Source organism: Mitsuaria sp. BK041, from assembly GCF_014193085.1.
GTDB lineage: Bacteria > Pseudomonadota > Gammaproteobacteria > Burkholderiales > Burkholderiaceae_C > Roseateles.
Window position 1 is genome coordinate 335326 of record NZ_JACHYT010000002.1, and the last position, 22569, is coordinate 357894.

Annotated in this window: 19 protein-coding genes; 13 read left to right on the forward strand and 6 right to left on the reverse strand. The window is 70.1% G+C overall.

The window, feature by feature from the left end; translation table 11 throughout:
* Window positions 1–80: 80 nt before the first annotated feature.
* Complete coding sequence (locus FHT38_RS17365) at window positions 81–3983, reverse strand: DUF3683 domain-containing protein (RefSeq protein ID WP_404935744.1); 3903 nt, start codon at window positions 3981–3983, stop codon at window positions 81–83.
* A 409-nt stretch (window positions 3984–4392) separates the two neighbouring features.
* Here FHT38_RS17365 and ugpB point away from each other — a divergent pair, with 409 nt between their 5' ends.
* From ugpB to ugpQ, 5 genes are all read left to right on the forward strand, one after another.
* Window positions 4393–5715: a sn-glycerol-3-phosphate ABC transporter substrate-binding protein UgpB gene (gene ugpB / locus FHT38_RS17370; protein ID WP_183492681.1), complete on the forward strand. Its 1323-nt coding sequence runs from the start codon at window positions 4393–4395 to the stop codon at window positions 5713–5715.
* A gap of 27 nt (window positions 5716–5742) precedes the next feature.
* The gene (ugpA, locus tag FHT38_RS17375) at window positions 5743–6630 is read left to right on the forward strand and encodes a sn-glycerol-3-phosphate ABC transporter permease UgpA (RefSeq protein ID WP_183492682.1); all 888 of its coding nucleotides are present in this window, start codon (window positions 5743–5745) and stop codon (window positions 6628–6630) included.
* A 1-nt stretch (window position 6631) separates the two neighbouring features.
* Complete coding sequence (gene ugpE / locus FHT38_RS17380) at window positions 6632–7480, forward strand: sn-glycerol-3-phosphate ABC transporter permease UgpE (protein ID WP_183492683.1); 849 nt, start codon at window positions 6632–6634, stop codon at window positions 7478–7480.
* A 21-nt stretch (window positions 7481–7501) separates the two neighbouring features.
* Entirely contained in the window at window positions 7502–8587 is a 1086-nt protein-coding gene (locus FHT38_RS17385) for a sn-glycerol-3-phosphate import ATP-binding protein UgpC (protein WP_091726304.1), read from the forward strand.
* A gap of 81 nt (window positions 8588–8668) precedes the next feature.
* Window positions 8669–9445: a glycerophosphodiester phosphodiesterase gene (gene ugpQ / locus FHT38_RS17390; RefSeq protein WP_183492684.1), complete on the forward strand. Its 777-nt coding sequence runs from the start codon at window positions 8669–8671 to the stop codon at window positions 9443–9445.
* Between the two features lie 36 nt (window positions 9446–9481).
* Here the strand turns inward: ugpQ and FHT38_RS17395 are convergent, their stop codons facing one another.
* The 3 genes from FHT38_RS17395 to FHT38_RS17405 all read right to left on the reverse strand — a co-directional run bounded on the left by FHT38_RS17395 (window position 9482) and on the right by FHT38_RS17405 (window position 13501).
* Window positions 9482–10096, reverse strand: a complete 615-nt coding sequence (locus tag FHT38_RS17395; RefSeq protein ID WP_091726312.1) for a GNAT family N-acetyltransferase — start codon at window positions 10094–10096, stop codon at window positions 9482–9484.
* Window positions 10097–10103: 7 nt separating this feature from the next.
* A complete protein-coding gene (locus FHT38_RS17400) occupies window positions 10104–11498 on the reverse strand; it encodes an MFS transporter (protein WP_183492685.1) in 1395 nt (464 codons plus the stop codon).
* Window positions 11499–11869: 371 nt separating this feature from the next.
* Window positions 11870–13501 (reverse strand): gamma-glutamyltransferase family protein, encoded by a 1632-nt coding sequence (locus FHT38_RS17405; protein WP_183492686.1) that lies wholly within the window; start codon window positions 13499–13501, stop codon window positions 11870–11872.
* A gap of 188 nt (window positions 13502–13689) precedes the next feature.
* Here FHT38_RS17405 and FHT38_RS17410 point away from each other — a divergent pair, with 188 nt between their 5' ends.
* Window positions 13690–13962 carry a hypothetical protein gene (locus tag FHT38_RS17410; RefSeq protein ID WP_091726326.1) on the forward strand — a complete coding sequence of 91 codons (273 nt, stop codon included), beginning with the start codon at window positions 13690–13692 and terminating at the stop codon, window positions 13960–13962.
* Window positions 13963–14103: 141 nt separating this feature from the next.
* On the opposite strand, the gene FHT38_RS17415 is transcribed toward FHT38_RS17410, so the two are convergent.
* Both FHT38_RS17415 and bfr read right to left on the reverse strand, forming a co-directional pair.
* Window positions 14104–14343 carry a bacterioferritin-associated ferredoxin gene (locus FHT38_RS17415; protein ID WP_183492687.1) on the reverse strand — a complete coding sequence of 80 codons (240 nt, stop codon included), beginning with the start codon at window positions 14341–14343 and terminating at the stop codon, window positions 14104–14106.
* A 230-nt stretch (window positions 14344–14573) separates the two neighbouring features.
* Window positions 14574–15050 carry a bacterioferritin gene (gene bfr, locus FHT38_RS17420; RefSeq protein WP_067068504.1) on the reverse strand — a complete coding sequence of 159 codons (477 nt, stop codon included), beginning with the start codon at window positions 15048–15050 and terminating at the stop codon, window positions 14574–14576.
* 202 nt (window positions 15051–15252) lie between these two features.
* Here bfr and hemP point away from each other — a divergent pair, with 202 nt between their 5' ends.
* The 7 genes from hemP to FHT38_RS25675 all read left to right on the forward strand — a co-directional run bounded on the left by hemP (window position 15253) and on the right by FHT38_RS25675 (window position 22558).
* Complete coding sequence (gene hemP / locus FHT38_RS17425; RefSeq protein ID WP_183492688.1) at window positions 15253–15477, forward strand: hemin uptake protein HemP; 225 nt, start codon at window positions 15253–15255, stop codon at window positions 15475–15477.
* Window positions 15478–15624: 147 nt separating this feature from the next.
* Window positions 15625–17850 (forward strand): TonB-dependent hemoglobin/transferrin/lactoferrin family receptor, encoded by a 2226-nt coding sequence (locus FHT38_RS17430; protein WP_183492689.1) that lies wholly within the window; start codon window positions 15625–15627, stop codon window positions 17848–17850.
* Between the two features lie 15 nt (window positions 17851–17865).
* On the forward strand, window positions 17866–18960 hold the full coding sequence (locus FHT38_RS17435; protein WP_183492690.1) for a hemin-degrading factor: 1095 nt from the start codon (window positions 17866–17868) through the stop codon (window positions 18958–18960).
* The gene (locus FHT38_RS17440; RefSeq protein ID WP_183492691.1) at window positions 18954–19835 is read left to right on the forward strand and encodes a hemin ABC transporter substrate-binding protein; all 882 of its coding nucleotides are present in this window, start codon (window positions 18954–18956) and stop codon (window positions 19833–19835) included. The genes FHT38_RS17435 and FHT38_RS17440 overlap by 7 nt, the downstream gene beginning before the upstream one ends.
* Window positions 19836–19857: 22 nt before the next feature.
* Complete coding sequence (locus FHT38_RS17445) at window positions 19858–20931, forward strand: iron ABC transporter permease (protein WP_183492692.1); 1074 nt, start codon at window positions 19858–19860, stop codon at window positions 20929–20931.
* The gene (locus tag FHT38_RS17450; protein ID WP_183492693.1) at window positions 20931–21719 is read left to right on the forward strand and encodes an ATP-binding cassette domain-containing protein; all 789 of its coding nucleotides are present in this window, start codon (window positions 20931–20933) and stop codon (window positions 21717–21719) included. Before FHT38_RS17445 ends, FHT38_RS17450 begins: the two co-directional genes overlap by 1 nt.
* Window positions 21716–22558, forward strand: a complete 843-nt coding sequence (locus FHT38_RS25675) for an energy transducer TonB (protein WP_183492694.1) — start codon at window positions 21716–21718, stop codon at window positions 22556–22558. The genes FHT38_RS17450 and FHT38_RS25675 overlap by 4 nt, the downstream gene beginning before the upstream one ends.
* Window positions 22559–22569: the final 11 nt, after the last annotated feature.

Below are 22569 nucleotides of genomic sequence, written 5' to 3' on the forward strand. Positions count from 1 at the left end.
GCCCCGGCGGCAACTTCTCCCTCTCCCCGCTTGCGGGGAGAGGGTTGGGGTGACGGGCGTGTCCTGCCGCGCCAGCCGCGTCAGACCAGCACGCGCTCGATCCCGCCGTTGTTGGCCTTGGCCACGTACTCCGGCATCCAGTTCTCGCCGAGGATCTTGCGGGCCATCTCGACCACGATGTAGTCCGCCTCGAGCAGCCCGTTCTGCAGGTCCCCGCCGTAGCGGCTCAGGCCCTGCAGGCACGACGGGCAGCTGGTCAGGATCTTCAGGTTCTCCTGCGCCCCCACCTTCCCCGCCGAGCGCAGCTGCGCCTCGGCCTTGCGCAGTTCCTCTTCCTTGCGGAAGCGCACCTGCGTCGACACATCCGGCCGGGTGACGCCCAGCGTGCCGCTCTCGCCGCAGCAGCGCTCGCTCTTCATCACCTCCGGCCCGACCAGCGCCTTCACCGTCTTCATCGGCTCCTGCAGCTTCATCGGCGAGTGGCAGGGGTCGTGATACAGATACGCCTGCTTCGAATCGAGCTGGATGCCCTTCTCCAGCAGGTATTCATGGATGTCGACGATGCGGCAGCCCGGGAAGATCTCTTCGAACTTGTAGCCCTGCAGCTGGTCATAGCAGGTGCCGCAGCTGACCACCACCGTCTTGATGTCGAGGTAGTTCAGCGTGTTGGCCACGCGATGGAACAGCACCCGGTTGTCGGTGATGATCTTCTCGGCCTTGTCGAACTGCCCGGACCCGCGCTGCGGATACCCGCAGCACAGGTAGCCCGGCGGCAGCACCGTCTGCACGCCCGCATGCCAGAGCATCGCCTGCGTCGCCAGGCCGACCTGGCTGAACAGCCGCTCCGAGCCGCAGCCGGGGAAGTAGAAGACCGCCTCCGCGTCCGCCGAGGCCTTCTGCGGGTTGCGGATGATCGGGACGTAGTTCTTGTCCTCGATGTCGAGCAGCGCGCGCGCCGTCTTCTTCGGCAATCCGCCCGGCAGCTTCTTGTTGATGAAGTGGATCACCTGCTCCTTGACCGGCGCCACACCCACCGTCGCCGGCGGCGCGCTGGTCTGCTTGCGCGCCACGCGCTTGAGCAGGCTGTTGGCCACGCGCTGCGCCTTGAAGCCGACGCCCACCATCGCCGCGCGGGCGATCTTGATGGTCTCCGGATTGGTCGCGTTGAGCATGAACATCGCCGCCGCGTTGCCGGGCTTGAAGCTCTTCTTGCCCATCTTGCGCAGCAGGTTGCGCATGTTCATCGTGACGTCGCCGAAGTCGATCTTCACCGGGCACGGATTCACGCACTTGTGGCACACCGTGCAGTGGTCCGCGACGTCCTCGAATTCCTCCCAATGCTTGATCGACACACCGCGGCGCGTCTGCTCCTCGTAGAGGAAGGCCTCGACCAGCAGCGAGGTCGCCAGGATCTTGTTGCGCGGGCTGTAGAGCAGGTTGGCGCGCGGCACATGCGTCGCGCAGACCGGCTTGCACTTGCCGCAGCGCAGGCAGTCCTTGATGGACTCGCTGATGGCGCCGATGTCGCTCTGCTGCATGATCAGCGACTCGTGCCCCATCAGCCCGAAGCTGGGCGTGTAGGCATTGGTCAGGTCGGCGAAGGTGTGCTGGCTGCCATGGCCGCCGGTGCCGGGCCGCAGCAGCTTGCCCTTGTTGAAGCGCCCTTCCGGGTCGACCTTGGCCTTGTAGCCGGCGAAGCCCGCCAGCTCGTCGTCGTTGAGGAACTCCAGCTTGGTGATGCCGATGCCGTGCTCGCCCGAGATCACGCCGTCCAGCGAGCGCGCCAGCGTCATGATCCGCGCCACCGCCTCGTGCGCGGTCTGCAGCATCTCGTAGTTGTCGGAGTTCACCGGGATGTTGGTGTGCACGTTGCCGTCGCCGGCATGCATGTGCAGCGCCACCCACACCCGGCCGCGCAGCACCTCCTTGTGGATGCGCTTGCACTCGGCCAGGATCGGCGCGAAGGAGGCGCCCGCGAACACGTCCTGCAGCGGCTTGAGGATCTGCCGCTTCCAGCTCGCGCGCAGCGTGTAGTCCTGCAGCTGCTCGAAGAACGAGCGCTCGCCGTCACGTTCGACGTCGAGCTCCTGCATCCAGGTGCGCCACTGCGCGCCGACCTCGTCCAACAGCGCCAGCGCCTGCTGCACGCGGTCCTCGAGCAGCTCGGCGCTGGGGATCTCGCCGGCGTCGTCGCTCTTGCCCAGCGGCAGGTTGCCGGCGGCGAAGAAGGCGCGCAGCGCCTCCACCAGCGCCAGCTTGTTGCGCAGCGACAGCTCGATGTTGATGCGCTCGATGCCCAGCGTGTACTCGCCCATGCGGGGCAGCGGGATCACCACGTCCTCGTTCACCTTGAACGCGTTCGTGTGCTTCGAGATCGCCGCCGTGCGCTTGCGGTCCAGCCAGAACTTCTTGCGCGCATCGGCGCTGACCGCGACGAAGCCTTCGCCCGAGCGGCCATTGGCCAGCCGCACCACCTCGCTGGTGGCGCGCGCGACCTCATCGGCGTCGTCGCCGACGATGTCGCCGATCAGCACCATCTTCGGCAGCCCGCCGCGCTTGCTCTTGGTCGCGTAGCCGACCGCCTTCAGGTAGCGGTCGTCCAGATGCTCCAGGCCGGCGAGGATCGCGCCGTTCGGCTTCTTCATCTCGCCGAACATGAAGTCCTTGATGTCGACGATGGACGGCACGCACTCCTTCGGGTTGCCGAAGAACTCCAGGCAGACCGTGCGCACATGCGCCGGCATGCGGTGCACGATCCAGCGCGCGCTGGTGATCAGGCCGTCGCAGCCTTCCTTCTGGATGCCGGGCAGGCCGGCCAGGAACTTGTCGGTGACGTCCTTGCCCAGCCCTTCCTTGCGGAAGGTGCGGCCGGGGATGTCCAGGCGCTCGGTGCGCTCCAGCGTCTTGCCGGTCGCGTCGTAGTAGTGGAGATCGAAGCTCGCCACCTCGACGTCATGGATCTTGCCGAGGTTGTGGTTGACGCGCACCACCTCCAGCCACTTCGCGTCCGGCGTGACCATGCGCCACGAGGCGAGGTTGTCCAGCGCCGTGCCCCACAGCACGGCCTTCTTGCCACCGGCGTTCATCGCGATGTTGCCGCCGATGCACGAGGCTTCCGCCGAGGTCGGGTCGACCGCGAACACGAAGCCGTGCAGCTCGGCCAGGTCGGACACGCGCTGCGTCACGACGCCGGCCTCGGTCCAGATCGTGGGAACCTCGCGGTCCAGGCCCGGCAGCGTCTTCATCTCGACGCCGCGCATGGCCTCGAGCTTCTCGGTGTTGATCACCGCGCTGTTCCAGACCAGCGGCACCGCGCCGCCGGTGTAGCCGGTACCGCCGCCGCGCGGGATCACCGTCAGGCCGAGCTCGAAGCAGCCCGCCACCAGCGCGGCCATCTCGGCCTCGGTGTCGGGCGTCAGCACGACGAAGGGGTACTCGACGCGCCAGTCGGTCGCATCAGTCACGTGCGAGACGCGCGACAGGCCGTCGAACTTGATGTTGTCCTTCGCCGTCGTCTTCGCGAAGACCTTGACCGCGCGCTTGCGCAGCTCCGCGACCTGCTCGAACTGGTGGGAGAACGCGCCCACCGCCGCTTCGGCGGCGGTCAGCAGCTCGCCCACCCAGGCGTCGCGCTTGGCGTCGTCCTCGGGATGGCGGCGGCGCTGCACCTCGCCCAGGCGATGGCGCAGCGCGCCGATCAGCGCCTCGCGGCGCTTGGGGTTGTCCAGCAGGTCGTCCTGCAGGTAGGGGTTGCGCTGCACCACCCAGATGTCGCCCAGCACCTCGTACAGCATGCGCGCGGAGCGCCCGGTCTGGCGCTCGCCGCGCAACTGGTCCAGCAGCTCCCAGGCGCGGGCGCCGAGCAGGCGAAGGACGATTTCGCGATCGGAGAAGGACGTGTAGTTGTACGGAATCTCGCGCAGCCGGGCGGCGGGCGTGGGCGTCGGGGTCACGTCGCCGGCCATCGCGGGGTCGGCGGGCATCAGCAGATGCGGTGCGTTCATGGCGGCCAGGTGCTCGCGCACCGGGGTTGCGGCAGGCCGGCGCCCTGGGACAGGGGCCGATGCCAGGCTGGGGGAAAGCATGAGGCCCGGTGCCGGACGGCGCCCCGGACTTGTGGTCCCCGCGCCCGCTGGACACGGGGTTGGAAGGGGCGTTCGCGATGGCCGCGATCGGCGGCCGGCCCGGTTCGGGCAATGGGCGGAATCCTACCGCAGCGCCAGAGGGCCATCCCCGGCGAGGGACTCTAGGGAAGCCTGGCTTCGCACCCTGCGATGGATGGTTCGCCAGTGTCACAATGCGCCGATAAGCTCGCCGGCCCCCGGTGGCTCGTCCACCCGACGATGTCCGCCCCGGGACCGCAGAACCACCCTCCCCGAGCATCGGAGACCCATGAAGCCCCTCAAGACTTCCCTGCTGGCCGCATCCGTCGCGGCCGTCGCGCTGATGACCCCCTTCACCGCCTCGGCCCAGACCGAGATCCAGTGGTGGCACTCGATGGGCGGCGCCCTCGGCGACTGGGTCAACGACCTGGCCAAGGACTTCAACGCCAGCCAGAAGGACTACCGGATCGTCCCGACCTACAAGGGCAGCTACGACGAATCGATGGCCGGCGCCATCGCCGCCTTCCGCGCCGGCAACGCGCCGCACATCCTGCAGGTCTTCGAGGTCGGCACCGCCACGATGATGGCCAGCAAGGGCGCGATCGTGCCGGTCGGCCAGGTGATGCAGCAGGCCGGCGCCAAGTTCGACAACGCCGCCTACGTCCCCGCCGTCGCCGGTTACTACACGGCACCGAACGGCCAGATGCTGAGCTTCCCCTTCAACAGCTCGACCACCGTCTTCCACTACAACAAGGACGCGTTCAAGGCCGCCGGCCTGGACCCCAACAAGCCGCCGAGCTCCTGGCCCGAGGTCGCCATCGCCGCGGCCAAGCTCAAGGCCGCCGGCCACAAGTGCCCGTTCACCACCAGCTGGGTGAGCTGGACGCAGCTGGAGAGCTTCTCCGCCTGGCACAACGTCGAGTACGCGACGAAGAACAACGGCTTCGGCGGCCTGGACGCGCGGCTGGCGTTCAACTCGCCGCTGCACGTGCGTCACATCGAGAACCTGGCCAACATGGCCAAGCAGGGCCTGTTCGTCTACAAGGGCCGCGGCAACACGGCCGACGCGACCTTCTATTCGGGCGAGTGCGCGATGATGACCGGCTCCTCGGGCCTGTACGCCAACATCAAGAAGAACGCCAAGTTCGCCTCCGGCATCGCGCCGCTGCCCTACTACCCCGACGTGCCGGGCGCGCCGCAGAACACGGTGATCGGCGGCGCCAGCCTGTGGGTGATGGCAGGCAAGAAGCCGGCCGAGTACAAGGGCGTGGCCGCGTTCTTCCAGTACCTCTCCAAGGCCGAGGTCGCGTCCGAGAGCCACAAGCGCACCGGCTACCTGCCGGTGACCAAGGCCGCCTACGAGCTCACCGAGCAGAGCGGCTTCTACAAGCAGAACCCGGGCACCGACGTGGCCGTGCAGCAGATGATCCGCAAGACGACCGACAAGTCGCGCGGCGTGCGGCTGGGCAACTTCGCGCAGATCCGCACCATCATCGACGAGGAGATGGAGCAGGTCTGGGCCGGCAGGAAGCAGCCCAAGGAAGGCCTGGACGCCGCCGTCAAGCGCGGCAACGAACTGCTGGAGCGCTTCCAGAAGTCGGCCAAGCTCTGAATCCCCTGACGACCTGAAAGAGACCTGATGTCCCAGCAGAAGCGCGTGGTCTTCCGATCACGCTGGCTGCCCTGGCTGCTGCTCGCGCCGCAGGCCGCGGTGATCGGCGTGTTCTTCTTCTGGCCCGCCAGCCAGGCGCTGCTGCAGAGCCTGCAGCAGCAGGACGCCTTCGGCCTGTCCACCGAATGGGTCGGCCTGGACAACTTCCGCCAGCTGTTCAACGACGCCAGCTACCTCGCCTCGTTCAAGACGACGGCGGTGTTCTCGCTGCTGGTGGCGGTGCTGGGGCTGGCCGTCTCGCTGCTGCTGGCCACCATGGCCAACCGCGTGGTGCGCGCCGCGCCGGTCTACAAGACGCTGCTGATCTGGCCCTACGCGGTGGCGCCGGCGATCGCCGGCGTGCTGTGGCTGTTCATGTTCGCGCCGTCCATCGGCGTCGTGGCCTACGGCCTGCAGCGGATGGGCATCCAGTGGAATCACCTGCTCGACGCCGACCACGCGATGGCGCTGGTGGTGATGGCCGCGGTCTGGAAGCAGGTCTCCTACAACTTCCTGTTCTTCCTGGCGGGGCTGCAGTCGATTCCCAAGTCGCTGATCGAGGCCGCCGCGATCGACGGCGCCGGCCCGTGGCGCCGCTTCTGGACCATCACCTTCCCGCTGCTGTCGCCGACCTCGTTCTTCCTGCTGGTGATCAACGTGGTCTACGCGTTCTTCGACACCTTCGGCATCATCGACGCCGCCACCCAGGGCGGCCCCGGCAAGGACACCGCCATCCTGGTCTACAAGGTCTACTACGACGGCTTCAAGGCGCTGGACCTGGGCGGCTCGGCCGCGCAGAGCGTGGTGCTGATGGCCATCGTCATCGCGCTGACCGTCATCCAGTTCCGTTTCGTCGAAAAGAAGGTGCAGTACTGACATGGTCCAGCGCCGCCCCGCCCTCACGCTGCTGTCCCACCTGATCCTGGTGCTCGGCGTATTGATCGTCGCCTTCCCGCTGTACATCGCCTTCGTCGCCTCGACGCAGACCGCCGCGGAGATCGTCCAGTCGCCGATGTCGCTCACCCCGGGCGCGCACCTGGTGGACAACTACTCGGCCGCGCTGTTCGGCAGCAGCGGCGCCGGCTCCAAGGCGCCGGTCGGGCAGATGATGTGGATCAGCTTCGTCTCCGCGATGGTCATCGCGGTGGGCAAGATCGCGATCTCGCTGCTGTCCGCGTTCGCGATCGTCTACTTCCGCTTCCCGGCGCGCAATTTCTTCTTCTGGGCCATCTTCGTCACGCTGATGCTGCCGGTGGAGGTGCGCATCGGGCCGACCTACCAGGTCGTCTCCGACCTGAAGATGCTCAACACCTACGCCGGCCTGACGGTGCCGCTGATCGCCTCGGCGACGGCGACCTTCCTGTTCCGGCAGTTCTTCCTGACCGTGCCCGACGAACTGGTCGAGGCCTCCCGCATCGACGGCGCCGGGCCGATGAAGTTCTTCCGCGACGTGCTGCTGCCGCTGTCGCGCACCAGCATCGCGGCGCTCTTCGTCATCCAGTTCATCTACGGCTGGAACCAGTACCTGTGGCCGCTGCTGGTGACGACGGACGAGCAGATGTACCCCGTGGTCATCGGCATCAAGCGGATGATCAGCGGCGGCGACGCCGCCAACGACTGGAACGTGATCATGGCCACCGCCATGCTGGCGATGATCCCGCCCGCGCTGGTGGTGGTGCTGATGCAGCGCTGGTTCGTCAAGGGCCTGGTCGACGCCGAGAAGTAAAGAACACGAGAAGAGACTCCGATGGCAAGCATTTCCCTGCGCAAGGTCGTCAAGCAATACGGCTCCGGCGCCAAGGCCAACCCGGTGATCCACGGCGTCAACGCCGAGATCGCGGATGGCGAGTTCGTCGTCATCGTCGGGCCGTCGGGCTGCGGCAAGTCCACGCTGCTGCGCATGGTCGCCGGGCTGGAGGAGATCAGCGGCGGCGAGATCGCCATCGGCGACCGCGTCGTCAACGAGATCGAGCCGGCCGATCGCGACATCGCGATGGTGTTCCAGAACTACGCGCTCTACCCGCACATGAGCGTGTTCGAGAACATGGCCTACGGCCTGAAGATCCGCAAGCTGCCGCCCGAGCAGATCCGCGCCCGCGTGGACAAGGCGGCCGGCATCCTGGAGCTGTCGCACCTGCTGCAGCGCCGGCCGCGCGAGCTGTCCGGCGGCCAGCGGCAGCGCGTGGCGATGGGCCGCGCGATCGTGCGCGACCCGCAGGTCTTCCTCTTCGACGAGCCGCTGTCCAACCTCGATGCCAAGCTGCGCGTGCAGACCCGGCTGGAGATCCAGAAGCTGCACCGCGAGTTGGGCGTGACCTCGCTCTTCGTCACCCACGACCAGGTCGAGGCGATGACGCTGGCGCAGCGCATCGTCGTCATGAACGGCGGGCGCATGGAGCAGTTCGGCACGCCGGAGGAGGTCTACGGCCGTCCGGCGACGACCTTCGTGGCGAGCTTCATCGGCTCGCCGGCGATGAACCTGCTCAAGGGCCGCGTCGAGGGCCGGCGCTTCCATGTCGGCGGCACCTCGCTGCACCTGCCGCTGGCGGCGCCGCGCGAGGGCGAGCTGACCCTGGGCCTGCGTCCGGAGCATGCGCTGCCTCACGACGGCCAGGCTGTCGCCGCCGACGCGACCGCCTGGCCGCTGAAGGTGGAGATGGTCGAGATGCTGGGCGCCGAGCGCCTGGTCTACGGCCGCCTCGGCGAGGCTGCCTTCACGCTGCGCATCGATGGCACCGACACGCCGCCGCGTCCAGGCGACGAGGTGCTCCTGCAGGCGCCCGGCGAGCGGCTGCACTGGTTCGACCCGGCGACCGGGCAGCGCGTCGACTGACGTGCTGCGCCGTCGGCGCGCCATCCACCGCGGCCGGCGGCCACAGACGAACGATCCGCGACAACGATCAGGGAGAACGACATGACGGTCTCGACGCATGCCCTCGACGAACCCAGCTGGCCCTGGTCACTGCCCTTCTGGGTGGCCCACCGGGGGGCCGGCAAGCTGGCGCCCGAGAACACGCTGGCCGCGTTCCGGGAAGGCGCGCGGCATGGTTATTGCGCCTTCGAGTGCGACGTGAAGCTGAGCGCCGACGACGTGCCCTTCCTGCTGCACGACGCGACGCTGGACCGCACGACGACCGCGCGCGGCCGCGCCGCCGACCGGAACTGGAGCGAGCTGTCGCGACTGGACGCCGGACGCTGGCACAGCCGCGCCTTCGCCGGCGAGCCGCCCGCCAGCCTGGAAAGCATCGCGGCCTTCGTGCGCCGCAACCAGCACGCGCTGAACATCGAGATCAAGCCCACGCCCGGCGACGAGTTCCGCACCGGCGAGATCGTCGGTCGGGAGGTCCTGCGGCTGTGGGAGGAGACGGCGCCGGTGTCGGTGCTGTTCAGCAGCTTCCAGCCGGAAGCGCTGCGCGGCGCCCGCGAATCGGCGCCGCAGGTGCCGCGCGGGCTGCTGCTCGACAAGCTCGACGGCGACGGCTGGCTGCAGTTGGCCCAGTCGCTGGGCTGCCGCGCGGTGATCACGCATTACGCGCTGATGGACCAGGCGCTGGTCACGCGGCTGCGCGAGGCCGAGATGAAGGCGCTGGTCTACACCGTCAACGACGCCGCGGCCGCGCAATGGCTGATCGCCAACGGCGTGGACGGCATCATCACCGACGCGGTGGACCGCTTCAGCCCGACCGCCTGACCTTCCGCGAAGACGCCACGGCGCCAGACCGCCCGGTCAGCGTGCCGGCTGGCGCAGGTCGGCGAGGTCCGTCATGCCGTAGACGCAGCTGTCGCAGGGCTGGCCCTCGACGTCGAGCGCATCGCGCCGCAGCACGCCTTCGAGCGTGAAGCCGCAGCGCTCGGCCACCGCGCGGCTGGCCGCGTTGCGCGAGTCGGTGCGGATCTCCAGGCGGCGCGCCCGCAGTTGCTCGAAGCCCAGGCGCACCAGCGCGGCGACGACCTCGACCACCAGCCCCCGCCCCGTGTGCGAGGGCACGATCCAGTAGCCCAGCTCGAAGCGGCGCACCTGCCAGTCCGGCGAATGCAGTCCCGCCCCGCCGATCAGGCGCCCGGGCCGCCCGTCGGCGCCGCGTTCGTGCAGGTAGTAGCCCAGGTGCTCGCGTTGCAGGAACTGCGCCTGCATGCGCCGCGCGACGCCCTCCGACTGCTCGACGGTGGGCGTCTCGTGCGCCCACGGCATCCAGGGCTTCAGATGCTCCTGGGCCTCGAGCACCGCGCGGTTCAGCGCGGGGCCGAGCCCGGCGCGCGACGACAGCAGCACGAGCCGGGCGGTGTCGATCCGCTCGGGGACCTCGACCAGGAGCGGATCGGGGGCGGTTTGAACGCGCATGGGGACCTCAGTTGCCGTTGGCGGGTTGCAGCTGCGCGGTGCCCGCGGTCTGGGCCGGCGTCACGCCGGGCATCGCCTCGGCGCCCAGCGGCGGATCCTCGCCCTCGACCTTGGGCAGCACCTTCACCAGGCGGATCGCCCGGACCTGCCAGGCCAGCACCGCCAGCAGCAACGCACCGACGCCCGCGAAGGCCAGCGCGGCGCGCAGGCTGACATGCTCGCCGAGCCAGCCGCCGATCAGCGCGCCGGGACCGGCGGGGATGAGGATCAGCCAGCGCATGGTGCTGGTCATCCGGCCAAGCAGCGGCGCGGGCGTCACCGCCTGTCTCAGCGACAGGAAGTTGATGAAGATGAGCACCGCGCCGACGCCGAACATGAACAGCGTGAAGGCGAAGGCCGCGACGCCGACCGCGTTGGCCGGCGCGACGCACAGCGCCGCCCAGCCGATGCCGCACATCGCGAAGCCGCCGATCAGGCTGGGGCCGGGGCCGAAGCGCGCGCTGATGCGATGGCCCAGCGCGCTCGCCAGCACCGTGCCCGCGCCCAGCGCGATGTAGGACAGGCCCACGCTCTGCGCCGACAGCCCCAGCACCCGCGTCGCGAAGAGGATCTGCACCACCTGCGCGGCCTGGTTGAACATCTGCCAGCCGCCCACCGCGCAGGCCAGCGCGACCAGCATGGGCTTGCCGCGGACGAAGGCGACGCCGGCCTTCAGGTCGCGCCAGAAGTCGGCGCCGTCCAGGCGGTGCAGCGTCTCGGTGACCTTCACCCCGCGCAGGATGAGCGCGGACGCCACCAGCAGCAGCGCATCCACCGCCAGCGCCAGCGGCGCACCGACGAGCTTGATCAGCGCGCCCGCGACGCCGGGGCCCGCGACCTCGGCGCCGGAGGAAGCCAGCGCGTTCTTCGCATGCGCCTCGACGAGGCGGTCGCGGCTCACCACCTGCGTCAGCACGATCTGCGAGGCGCTCCCCGCGATCGTGTAGACGGTGCCGAGCAGGAAGCCGACGAAGTACAGCCAGGGCATCCCCAGCCAGCCCATCCAGTGGGCCACCGGGACGCTGCCCACGGCGACGGCCAGCGTGAGCTCGCCCACGATGTAGACCGGCAGCTTGCGCACCCGGTCCAGCCAGACGCCGGCCGGCAGCGAGAACAGCACGAAGGGCACCAGCTCCATCGCGGTCAGTACGCCCATCTGCGTGGGCGAGGCATGCAGCAGCACCGCCGCGGTCAGCGGCAGCGCCAGCAGCGTGATCTGCCCGCCCAGCGAGCTGATCAGGATCGACGTCCACAGACGCCGGTAGACGAGGTTGCGCAGCAGATCCTCGGACGGCAGGCGCAGGAGATCGAGGAAGCGGTCGAGCAGACGGTCGACCCACGTGGATGCCTTGATCGGCAGCATGTTGACACTCCGGATGCGGTCCGCGCGGGGCGTCGTGCGCCGGGCGCGGATCGGGCGAGCGGGACGCGGTGGGCGTCGCCGTCGCGAAAAGCCAGGGACCTGGGAACCGGCCGTGGCAGGCCGGCGGGCGTCATCGTGACGCCTACGGTCGTCGCGCCCAGCCGGATGGCCCAAGCGCGCGCACCGACGCCCGGGCGTCGTGTTTGGTGCGGTCCAGCAGCTTGGTCATGGGGTCGGCTCCGATCGGGGATCGTGGCGTGAGAGCTTCCGGGGAGGAAGAAGGCGCCGATGCTATCAGCGCCCTTCCGGCCGCCACAAGTGAGGAAAGACAGGGGAACCCGGGCGCTGGCGGCCAGCCCGGGAGTCGCCGTTCACCAGCCCGCGGCGGCGCCGTCGCGACGCGGGTCGCTCGCGGCGACGTAGCCCTCCACCGCCGGATCGCCCAGGCGCCAGATGAACTGCCCGGCGCCGAAGTCCTGGTAGCTGTCGTGGATGTCGCCGATCTGGTGGCCGAGCGCGCGCAGGCCGTCGATGGTCTGCGGCGCCATCGAGGACTCGACGTTGATCGACAGGCCCTCGTTGAAGCGCCAGCGCGGCGCGTCGCAGGCGGCCTGCGGATGCTGGCGGTAGTCGAGCATCCGCACCAGCGTCTGCAGGTGGCCCTGCGGCTGCATGTTGCCGCCCATCACGCCGTAGCTCATCTGCGGCTGGCCGTCCTTCATCAGGAAGGCCGGGATGATGGTGTGGAACGGCCGCTTGCCCGGCGCGACGACGTTGGCATGTCCGGCCTCGCGGGTGAAGCCGTGGCCGCGGTTCTGCAGCGACAGCCCGTAGCCCGGCACCACGACGCCTGAGCCGAATCCCATGTAGTTGCTCTGGATGAAGCTGACCATCATGCCGCTCTCGTCCGCGGCGGTCAGGTAGATGGTGCCGCCCTTGACCGGATTGCCGGCCTGGAAGTCCTGCGCGCGCTTCATGTCGATGAGCTTCGCGCGGCTGGCCAGGTAGCCCGGATCCAGCAGCTCGGCGACCTGGACCTTCATCGTGCGCGGATCGCCGACATGGCGGTAGACATCGGCGAAGGCCAGCTTCATCGCCTCGATCTGCAGGTGCTGCGACGCGGTCGAGTCCACCGGCAAGGCGCCGATGTCGAACTGCTTCAGGATGCCCAGCGCGATCAGCGCCGCGATGCCCTGCCCGTTGGGCGGGATCTCATGCAGCGTGTGGCCGGCGTAGTCCATCGAGATGGTGTCGACCCACTGCGGCGCGTAGGCCGCGAAGTCCGCGGCAGTGATCGCCCCGCCGGTCTCGCGCGCGAAGGCGGCGGTGGCCTCGGCGACCTCGCCCCGGTAGAAGGCCTCGCCCTTGGTCGCGGCGATCAGGCGCAGCGTGCGCGCCGCGCCGGGGAAGCGGAACAGCTCGCCCACCTCGGGCGCCCGTCCGCGCGGCAGGAAGGCCTCGGCGAAGCCAGGCTGCGCGACCAGGTCCGCCACTTCGGAAGCCATGCGCCACTTGCTTTGCACGATCACCGGCACGGCATAGCCGCGCTCGGCGATCTCGATGGCCGGCGCCATCAGGTCGGCGAAGGGCAGCTTGCCGTAGCGCTCGCTCAGCGCGACCCAGCCGGCCACCGCGCCGGGCACGGTCACCGCATCCCAACCACGGCGTGGCATCGCGCTGCCGGCGCCGTGCTTGCGGTCGAAGTAGTCGGGGGTCCAGGCCTGCGGCGCGATGCCGGAGGCGTTCAGTCCCTGCAGCGACCGGCCGTCCCACACGATGGCGAAGGCGTCGGACCCGAGCCCGTTGCTGCAAGGCTCGACGAGCGTCATGCAGGCGGCCGTGCCGATCGCCGCGTCGACCGCGTTGCCGCCCTGCCCCAGGATGCGCAGTCCCGCCTGCGCGGCCAGCGGGTGGGAGGTCGACACGACGTTGCGCGCGAAGACCGGGCTGCGCTGGCTCGGGTAGCCGCGGGTCCAGTCGAAGGCATGGGCGGGGGCGGTCATGGGATGTCTCCTGTAGGGGTGCGGGGCATCTTGCCCGATGGCCGTCGCCGCCGACAGCGCGCAAGACCTGGCGCGTGAAGGACCCGTGCGGATTGCGTAACCCATTGCAAAGCTGCGAACCCATGTCAACACACACACATGCGGCGTCGTTGTTCGCTCACCTTGTTCAACCTGCTGGAGTAAACCAGATGCAAGCCTTCAAGACCGTCAAGACCCTGGCCCTGATTCCCGCCCTGCTGATCGCCGGCGCCGCGATGGCCCAAGGCACCACCACCCCGGCCGCGCCCGCGACCCAGGCCGCTCCGGCCGCGACGACCGCCCCGGCCTCCGATGCCAAGGCCGAGCACAAGACCGCCAAGCACCACAAGGCCGCCGGCGAGAAGGCCACCGGCGAGAAGGCGACGCACAAGACCCACAAGAAGGCCGAGAAGCCCGCTGAAGGCGCTTCCGCCGCCAAGTAAGCGGTGATGGCGTGAGGACGTCGCTGGCGACGTCCTCGGCGATTCCAAAAAAAGAAACCGCAGCACCGGGTGACCGGTCTGCGGTTTTGCTTTGTCCGGCGCCTGACCGGAAGCGGCCTGAGGCCGCGTGCCGACGCTGGATCAGGCCGCAACCATCTGGGCGATTGGGATGACGCGGGCGCTGCTCGTGCAGGTCACGCCGTGCGCGGCGGCGCAGGCGCGCCGGGCTTCATCGAAGATCTCGCGGGCGCAGTCGTGGCAGCTGCCGCAGGCCGACGCCACCTGGGTCTCGTCCTGGAGCACCTCGAAGTTGTGCACGCCATCGGCCACGGTGCGGCGGATGTCGCGGTCGGAAACTCGGTGGCAGAGGCAGACGATCATGGCGGCGAAACAGGAACGAACCTGGAATGGCCGCGATACTAACGCAAACGCGAATTCCTCTCAATTAGGTCACAGAGCCCCTGCGCGGCGTCCGGCCAATGTCGGTGAACTGCGACACGGCGCCTCCATCACCCCGCCTTGCGCCGACGCGCGGACGAAAAAAAGCCCCGGCAAGCGGGGCTTCGGGGTCCCTGGCGACGGCTGGGCCCCAGGATGGGCGTGGCTGGCGTTCAGCTGGCGTCGCCCATCTGGCTTTGCAGCCAGTTCTGCTCGCCGACCTGGGCGATGAGCTCGATCTGGGTTTCCAGATGATCGATGTGCTCCTCCGTGTCGGACAGGATCTCCTCGAGGACCTCGCGCGACACGTAGTCGCGCACGGACTCGCAATAGGCGATGGCTTCCTTCAGCAGCGGATGGCTGCCCATCTCGATCTTCAGGTCGCAATGCTGGACTTCGACGGCGTTCTCGCCGATGTACAGCTTGCCCAGGTCCTGCAGGTTCGGCAGGCCTTCCAGCATCAGGATGCGATCCATCAGCTTGTCGGCGTGCTTCATCTCCTCGATGGACTCGGCGTACTCGTGCTTGGCCAGCTTCTCGAAGCCCCAGCTCTTGAGCATCCGGTAATGCAGGAAGTACTGGTTGATCGCGGTGAGTTCGTTCTTCAGCTGCGCGTTCAAGTACTCGATGACCTTGGCATCGCCCTTCATGTTCTTCTCCTGGAAATCGTACGGAATGGCGCGCATTGTCCTCATCCCTACGACGAATGGGGACAAGACCCGCCCCGTCCGCTCTGCATGCGAAGTATTCGCAGCACGTTCCTCGCTCCGGCGAGTCGCCATCGATCAAGAAAAAAGCCATCGCCGCGATTCTCGGTTGCTATTGCGAATGGTTCTCATTAAGATGCTTCGCATGAATGCCCATCACCACTCCCAGATCGAAGCCCTGCAAGCCGTTGCGCTGGATGGCGCCCGGGTCGCCGCAGGTTCGCCGCGTGAAGCGGCTCCGCTGGTCCAGCGCCGGCGCATCAGCAGCCAGGCGCTGATGGGCAATGACCGCGAGGTCGAGATCGAGCACGCCGGCCAGCTCTACCGCCTGCGCGTGACGTCGCTGGGCAAGCTGATCCTGACCAAGTGACCCGCTGAGCGGCGGCCGGCCGAGGACCGCCCCGCCGCTCGCGTTCCCGTTCCCCTGTCCCGAACCGGCCGTCCGAGAGGACCGCCCGCACCAGCCCGCGCCGCGCCAGCCCGTGCGAGATCCAAGAACTACAAGGATTTCGACACCATGCACCTGCGCCCGACGCCCGTCGCGCTCGCCCTGTCGTTGGCATTTCCGCTGGCTTTCCCGCCGGCTTTCGCCCAGACGCCGGCTTCCACGAACCCGCCGACCGCCGAGTCCCCCCAGCCGCTCGGCGAGCTGACCGTCTCCGCGACCCGCACCGAACGCTCGATCGACGCGGTGCCCAACACGGTCACGGTGAAGAACCGCAAGCAGCTCGAGCGCCGCGATGCGCGCGACCTCAAGGACCTGCTGTCCGAGGAAGTCGATCTCGACGTCAAGGCGACGGCGCCGCGCTTCACCGCCGCCGGCGCATCCACCGGACGGCCGGGCAACGAGGGCCTGAACATCCGCGGCCTGGAGGGCAACCGGGTGCTGATGATGGTCGACGGCATCCGGCTGCCGCAGGGCTACGCGTTCGGCGCGTTCGCGAGCGGCCGGGCCGACTTCGTCGACCTGAACAGCCTGTCGAGCGTCGAGGTCCTGCGCGGCCCGACCTCGACCTCCTACGGCAGCGACGGCCTGGCCGGCGCGCTGAGCCTGCGCACCCTGTCGCCGGAGGACCTGCTGGTGAATGGCAAGACCTTCGCCGGCTTCGCGCGCCTGGGCGCGGCGAGCGTCGACAACTCCCGGCAGGCGAGCGCCGCGGTCGCCTTCGGCGGCGGCGACTGGAGCAGCCTGGTGCAGGCCACCGTCCGCCGCGGCCACGAGACGAAGAACGAAGGCGACAACGACGCGCGCAACGCCAACCGGACCCGGCCCAATCCCGCCGACGTCGACAGCAACAGCGTGATGGCCAAGGTCGGTTATCGCGTCAACGCGAACCACCGGCTGAGCGGCACGCTGGAACATCGCGAGCGCAAGGTCGACACCGAGGTGCTCAGCGCCATCACCGCGCCGCCGGCCAGCGGCACGCTGCCGGCCACGGCGGTGCTTGGCCTCACCGCGCGCGACCGGTCGGAGCGCACCCGCGCCTCGATCGAACACCGCTACGAAGACCTCAACGCGACCTGGCTGCAGCAGGCGACCACCCACCTGTACATGCAGGACAGCGAGACGCGGCAGTTCTCCTTCGAGGACCGCAACGGCGCCGCCGACCGCACCCGGCTGGGCACCTACAAGGAGCGCCTGGTCGGCCTGAGCGCGCAGGCGCAGACGCAGCTCGCCAGCCAGCGGCTGAGCTACGGCGTCGACGTGAGCCGCAACACGATCGAGGGCGTGCGCGATGGCACCGTGCCGCCCGCAGGCGAGACCTCCCCCAGCAAGCCCTTCCCCGACACGACCTACACGCTGGCCGGCGCCTTCGTGCAGGACGAGATCGAGGCGGGCGACTTCAGCGTGATTCCGGCGCTGCGCCTGGAGCATTACAAGCTCAAGCCGAAGTCGGCCGGCTACAGCGGCAACGCAGCCCCGCTCAGCGACCACGCGGTGACGCCGCGCGTCGGCGTGATCTGGCGCGCACTGCCGGCGCTGCAGCCGTACGTGCAGTGGGCGCAGGGCTTCCGCGCGCCGGCGCCGGACCAGGTCAACAGCGGATTCGAAAACCCGGTGCAGGGCTACCGCTCCATCGCCAATCCCGGCCTGAAGGCCGAGCACTCGACCAGCTGGGAGCTCGGCCTGCGCGGGCGCTTCGAGCAGGTCCTGCGCTGGCAGCTGAGCACCTACGACAACCGCTACCGCGACTTCATCTCGCAGGAGCAGGTCAGCGGCTCGCTGACGCCGGCCGACCCGGCGATCTTCCAGTACGTCAACCTCGCGCGGGCGCGCATCAAGGGCGTCGAGGCGCGCGCGGTCTGGGACCTGCGCCCGGGGCTGAGCCTCAACGCCGCCGTGGCGAAGTCGCGCGGCCACAGCGACTTCAATGGCGAGCGACGCCCGCTCAACAGCGTCCAGCCGCTGCGCGGCCAACTCGGCGTGCGCTACGAATCGGGCCCGTGGACGGCCAATGCCAGCTGGGTCCACAGCTCGGGCAAGAGGCCGTCCGACATCTACGTGGCGCCGCGCACGACCCAGTACGCGCCGTCGAAGTACGACGTCGTCGACGCGGGCGGCAGCTATCGCCTCTCGCCGACCTGGACGCTGGCCGCCTACGTGACCAACCTTTTCGACAAGAAGTACTGGCGCTGGAGCGACGTCCAGGGCGCGGCCGGCAACGCGGCCGGGCTGGCCGTCGTCGACGCCTTCACCGCCCCGGGCCGCGCCGTGCAGGTGTCGCTGCGCGCCGATTTCTGATCAGGAGTTCCTCCCATGCATGCCAGCTTCACCGCCCTGCGCCAGGCCTTCGCCACGGCGCGCCATGAGCGCAAGGCCCGCCACCGCGACATCGCCAGCGCCTTGAGCATTTCCGAAGGCGAGCTGCTCGCGGCCCACGCCGGCTCGTTCGCCGAGGACGAGTCCCCGCTGCGCGCGCGCCGGCTGCGCGCCGACTGGCAGGACCTCGTCGCCGCGCTCGAGCCGCTGGGCCCCGTCATGGCGCTCACCCGCAACGAGTCCTGCGTGCACGAGAAGGTCGGCGTCTATCGCGAGGTCAGCGCGCAGGGGCCGCAGCGCCTGGTCGGCCTGGTGCTGGGCGGCGCGATCGACCTGCGCGTGTTCTACAGCCACTGGCGCCACGGCTTCGCGGTGGCGGAGCGTCTGTCCGACGGCGCGGTGCAACGCAGCCTGCAGTTCTTCGACGCGGCGGGGCAGGCGATCCACAAGGTCTTCATGAAGCCCGAGAGCGACCTGGCCGCCTACGAGGCGCTTGTCGCGCGCTTCCTGGCCGAGGATCAACAGCCCGGCTTCGAGCCCGGCGAGGCCTGGCGGGAACCGACGCCGACGCCCGATGCCCGCGTCGACGTCGCCGCCTTCCGCGCGGAATGGGCCTCGCTGCGCGACACCCACGATTTCTTCGGCCTGCTCCGGCGCCACGGCCTGAGCCGCACGCAGGCACTGCGCCTGGCGGAGCCGCGCTTCGCCCAGCCGGTGGCGCCGTCCAGCGCGCAGGAGCTGCTCAGCCGCGCGGCGCAGGAAGGCGTCTCGCTCATGGTCTTCGTCGGCAACCCCGGGATGATCCAGATCCACAGCGGCCCGGTGCACAAGGTCGCGATGATGGGACCGTGGATCAACGTGCTGGACCCGGGCTTCAACCTGCACCTGCGCGAGGACCACATCGCCGCGGCCTGGCTGGTGCGCAAGCCGACGGTGGACGGTCTGGTGTGCTCGCTGGAGCTGTTCGATGTCGAGGGCCGCACCATCGCGATGCTGTTCGGCGAACGCAAGCCGGGACAGGCCGAGCGCTGCGACTGGCGCAATCTCCTGGAGAGCCTGGTCGAGGGCGCGCCGGAGGCGGTGCCATGCTGAGCCGCCGCGACCTGCTCTCGTTGGCGCCGGCCGCGGCGCTGCTGACGATCAGCGGTCCGGCGCTGGCCGCGCCGCGGCGCGTCATCAGCGTCGGCGGCGCGCTGACCGAGCTGATCTACGCGCTGGGCGCGCAGGCCGAGCTCGTCGGCGTCGACAGCACCTCGCTGTATCCGGCGGCGGCGACGAAGCTGCCCAATGTCGGCTATGCGCGCACGCTCGCGGCCGAGGGGCTGCTGTCGCTGGCCCCGACGATGATCGTCGCGACCGAGGAGGCCGGCCCTCCCGCGGTGCTGCGCCAGCTGGAGGCGGCCCAGGTGCCGCTGCACGTGCTGCGCGCGGAGCACCGCTTCGACGGCGTGCTCGATCGCACCCGGCGCCTGGGCGACTTGCTGGGTCGCCCGCAACAGGCGGCGGCGCTGTCCCAGCAGCTGCAGGCCGAGTGGACGGCCAGCCGCGCGCAGGTCACCCAGCTCGCCGCCGGACACCGCCCGCCGCGCGTGCTCTTCGTGCTGTCGAACGCGGCCAACCAGGCGCGCATCGCCGGCGCCGCGACGGCCGCGGACGCCATGATCGGCTACGCCGGTGCGGTCAACGCGCTCGGCGACACGCAGGGCTACAAGATGCTTTCGCCCGAGGCGGCCATCGCGGCCGCGCCGGACGTGATCCTGGCGACCACGCAAGGCGTGGAGGCCAGCGGTGGTGTCGACGGCCTGCTGAAGCTGCCTGGACTGACACAGACCCCGGCGGGCCAGCATCGACGCGTCCTCGTCCTCGAGACGATGGCGCTGCTCGGCTTCGGACCGCGCGCGCCTCAGGCGCTGGCGGCCTTGGCGCGGGGCCTGCATGCGCCGACGGGCACGGGCCAGCCGGCGTGAGCACCGATCGACGGACGACGCGATGAGCACCGTCGGATCCGCCCTGCCGTCGCCGGTCGCCGTGGCGCCGGTCCGCCGCGCCTGGTCGCGACCGGTGCTGCTCGCGCTCACGCTGGTGCTGGCGGTCCTCGCGGCGGTGCAGTTCGGCGCGGTTCCGATCTCGGCCGCCGACTGGCTGAACGGTCCGTGGAGCGACGCGCCCAAGACCGGCGGCGCGCACGTGCTGTGGCAGCTGCGACTGCCGCGCCTGGGCCTCACGCTGGCGGTCGGCGCGGCGCTCGGCCTGGCCGGCGCGCTGAGCCAGGCGCTGTTCCGCAATCCGATGGCCGAGCCCAGCCTGCTCGGCGTCACGAGCGGCGCGGCGGCGGCCGTCGCCCTGACGCTCACCGTCTTCGCCGGCCTGCACGCCGCGCTGCCGGCCGAGGTGCGCCTGTGGTTGCTGCCGCTGGTGGGCTTCTGCGGCGCGCTGGCGGTGTGCTTCGCGCTGGACCGGCTGTCGCGCTGGCTGGCGCCGGGGTCGATCGCGGCGCTGCTGCTGTGCGGGCTGGCGCTGCAGGCGATGACCTTCGCGATCGTCGGCCTGTGCAGCTTCATCGCCAACGACGAGCAGCTGCGCGCGATCAACTTCTGGACGCTGGGATCGCTGGCCGGCGCGAACTGGATCATGGCCGCCGTGATGGGCGGCGCGCTGCTGGTGCTGGGCGCGCTCGCGCTGCGCGTCGCCCCGCGGCTGAATGCCCTCGCGCTCGGCGAGGCCGCGGCCGCGCATGTCGGCATCGACGTCGAGCGGCTGCGCTGGCAATGCATCGGCATGGTCGCGCTGCTGTCGGCGCTCGCGGTGGCCTGGTGCGGGAGCATCGGCTTCATCGGCCTGATGGCGCCTCATCTGGCGCGTCAGCTCGTCGGCGCGGACCAGCGCCGGGTGCTGCCCAACGCCATGCTGGCCGGCGCCTTGCTGCTGGTGGTCGCGGACAGCTTCGCGCGCACGCTCGCGGTGCCGGCGGAGATCCCGGTGGGCGTGTTCAGCGCGCTCATCGGCGCACCGTGGTTCCTGGTCCTGCTGCGCGGCGCGGTGCGTCGCATGGGGAGCGCGTGATGGCCTCGCTGCTGACTTTGCAGGACGTGCGCGTGACGCTCGGCGGCACGGCGATCGGGCCGGTGACGGTGCACGTCGAGCCCGGCGAGCGCATCGCGATCCTCGGTCCGAGCGGCGCCGGCAAGTCGACGCTGCTGCGCCTGATCGCGCGGGAACTGCGTCCCTCGGCCGGCCTGCTGCATTTCGACGGACGGCCGCTGGCCACGTGGTCCTCGAGCGACCTTGCGCGACGTCGCGCGGTGCTGCCGCAGCAGCATGGCGTCGCGTTCGGGCTGCCGGTCGAGCTGGTCGTCGCCCTGGGTCGCGTGGCGCGCCAGGGCGATGGCCACCAGGACCGGATCGTGCGCGAGGCCCTGGCGCACGCCCAGGCCGAGCACCTGCACGGCCGCCGCTTCGACACCTTGTCCGGCGGCGAGCAGGCGCGCGTGCAGCTGGCGCGCGTCTTCGCGCAGGCCTGGGATGCGCGCGACGGGCTGCTGCTCGTCGACGAGCCGGTCGCCGCGCTCGACCCCGGCCTGAGCGTCGCGCTGATGGCCGCGATGTCCGACTTCGCCGCGGCGCGCGGCCATGCGCTGGTCGCGGTGCTGCACGACCTCAACCTGGCGCTGAACCATTTCGACCGGCTCTGGCTGCTGAAGGCTGGCCGCATGCTGGCCGACTGCGACGCGCTGCCGTCGACGCTGCCGCTGCTGGAGCAGCTCTACGACACGCGGCTGCGCCTGCTGGCCGACGACCATGGGCTCGCGATCCTGCCGCTGCTGGGCCACCTGACGGGAGCGCGCGCGTGACCGCGCCCGCACTGCGCCTGCACGGACTCGCGCCGCGCTGGAGCGGCTGGGCGATGACCGCTGCGGTCCACGCGGCGATGCTGCTCGCGCTCGCCAGCGCCTTCGCACCGCAGCGCTCCGCGCCGGTCTCGATGGCGCCGACGGGCATCAGCGCGCGGCTGCTGCCGTTCACCACGACGTCCGCCGCCGCCGCGATGGCGCCATCGGCGACCACGATGTCGCCGATCGCCTTGCCGCGCTCCGCGCTCGATGCACCGCCGGTTCCCGACCTGCCGCCGCCCCTCGTCGAGATCGCCGCGACTCCCCCGCTCTCTCCGCCAGCCTCATCGCACTTGGACACCCCTGTGGCCAGCGGCGTGACCAACACCGGCGCCAGCAGCGCCACCAGCACGGCCACCGCCCCTGCCGCTGGCGCCACGGTCGCTGTCGACACGAACGCCATGCCCGCGCGCCAAGCCGCGGCGGCGACAACGACCACGGCCGTGGCGCCGCTGCCCGCCGTGGTGCAGCCACCCTCACCGACTGCCACCGACCTCCCCGCCACGCTGCCCGCCGATCACCGCTTGTGCAGCGAGCGCCAGACGGCCCGCCACTACCCAGCACTGCTGCGCGATCGCGGCATCCAGGGCCTGGTCCGACTGCGCGTGAAGGTCGATCCCGAGGGGCGCGCGGCCGAGGTCGTCATCGCTGGCGGCAGCGGCTGGCGCCTGCTCGACGAAGCGGCGCGTCGCGTCGCCGAGTCCTGCCCGTACACCCCGGCCCGCCGCGGCGACCAACGCCTGGCGAGCTGGATCGAATACCCGGTGCGCTTCGCGCTCCAGGCCGCCCCCTTGCAGTAAGGAGTCCTCGC

What these genes read in the sequence shown, in the direction of transcription:
- FHT38_RS17445 (WP_183492692.1), top strand. Translation starts at nt 19,858, where the DNA reads ATGAGCACCGTCGGATCCGCCCTGCCGTCGCCGGTCGCCGTGGCGCCG.
- FHT38_RS17385 (WP_091726304.1), top strand. Translation starts at nt 7,502, where the DNA reads ATGGCAAGCATTTCCCTGCGCAAGGTCGTCAAGCAATACGGCTCCGGC.
- FHT38_RS17400 (WP_183492685.1), bottom strand. Translation starts at nt 11,498, where the DNA reads ATGCTGCCGATCAAGGCATCCACGTGGGTCGACCGTCTGCTCGACCGC.
- FHT38_RS17395 (WP_091726312.1), bottom strand. Translation starts at nt 10,096, where the DNA reads ATGCGCGTTCAAACCGCCCCCGATCCGCTCCTGGTCGAGGTCCCCGAG.
- FHT38_RS17415 (WP_183492687.1), bottom strand. Translation starts at nt 14,343, where the DNA reads ATGATCGTCTGCCTCTGCCACCGAGTTTCCGACCGCGACATCCGCCGC.
- ugpA (WP_183492682.1), top strand. Translation starts at nt 5,743, where the DNA reads ATGTCCCAGCAGAAGCGCGTGGTCTTCCGATCACGCTGGCTGCCCTGG.
- bfr (WP_067068504.1), bottom strand. Translation starts at nt 15,050, where the DNA reads ATGAAGGGCGATGCCAAGGTCATCGAGTACTTGAACGCGCAGCTGAAG.
- FHT38_RS17365 (WP_404935744.1), bottom strand. Translation starts at nt 3,983, where the DNA reads ATGCCCGCCGACCCCGCGATGGCCGGCGACGTGACCCCGACGCCCACG.
- FHT38_RS17405 (WP_183492686.1), bottom strand. Translation starts at nt 13,501, where the DNA reads ATGACCGCCCCCGCCCATGCCTTCGACTGGACCCGCGGCTACCCGAGC.
- FHT38_RS17435 (WP_183492690.1), top strand. Translation starts at nt 17,866, where the DNA reads ATGCATGCCAGCTTCACCGCCCTGCGCCAGGCCTTCGCCACGGCGCGC.
- ugpE (WP_183492683.1), top strand. Translation starts at nt 6,632, where the DNA reads ATGGTCCAGCGCCGCCCCGCCCTCACGCTGCTGTCCCACCTGATCCTG.
- FHT38_RS17450 (WP_183492693.1), top strand. Translation starts at nt 20,931, where the DNA reads ATGGCCTCGCTGCTGACTTTGCAGGACGTGCGCGTGACGCTCGGCGGC.
- hemP (WP_183492688.1), top strand. Translation starts at nt 15,253, where the DNA reads ATGAATGCCCATCACCACTCCCAGATCGAAGCCCTGCAAGCCGTTGCG.
- FHT38_RS17430 (WP_183492689.1), top strand. Translation starts at nt 15,625, where the DNA reads ATGCACCTGCGCCCGACGCCCGTCGCGCTCGCCCTGTCGTTGGCATTT.
- FHT38_RS17410 (WP_091726326.1), top strand. Translation starts at nt 13,690, where the DNA reads ATGCAAGCCTTCAAGACCGTCAAGACCCTGGCCCTGATTCCCGCCCTG.
- ugpQ (WP_183492684.1), top strand. Translation starts at nt 8,669, where the DNA reads ATGACGGTCTCGACGCATGCCCTCGACGAACCCAGCTGGCCCTGGTCA.
- ugpB (WP_183492681.1), top strand. Translation starts at nt 4,393, where the DNA reads ATGAAGCCCCTCAAGACTTCCCTGCTGGCCGCATCCGTCGCGGCCGTC.
- FHT38_RS17440 (WP_183492691.1), top strand. Translation starts at nt 18,954, where the DNA reads ATGCTGAGCCGCCGCGACCTGCTCTCGTTGGCGCCGGCCGCGGCGCTG.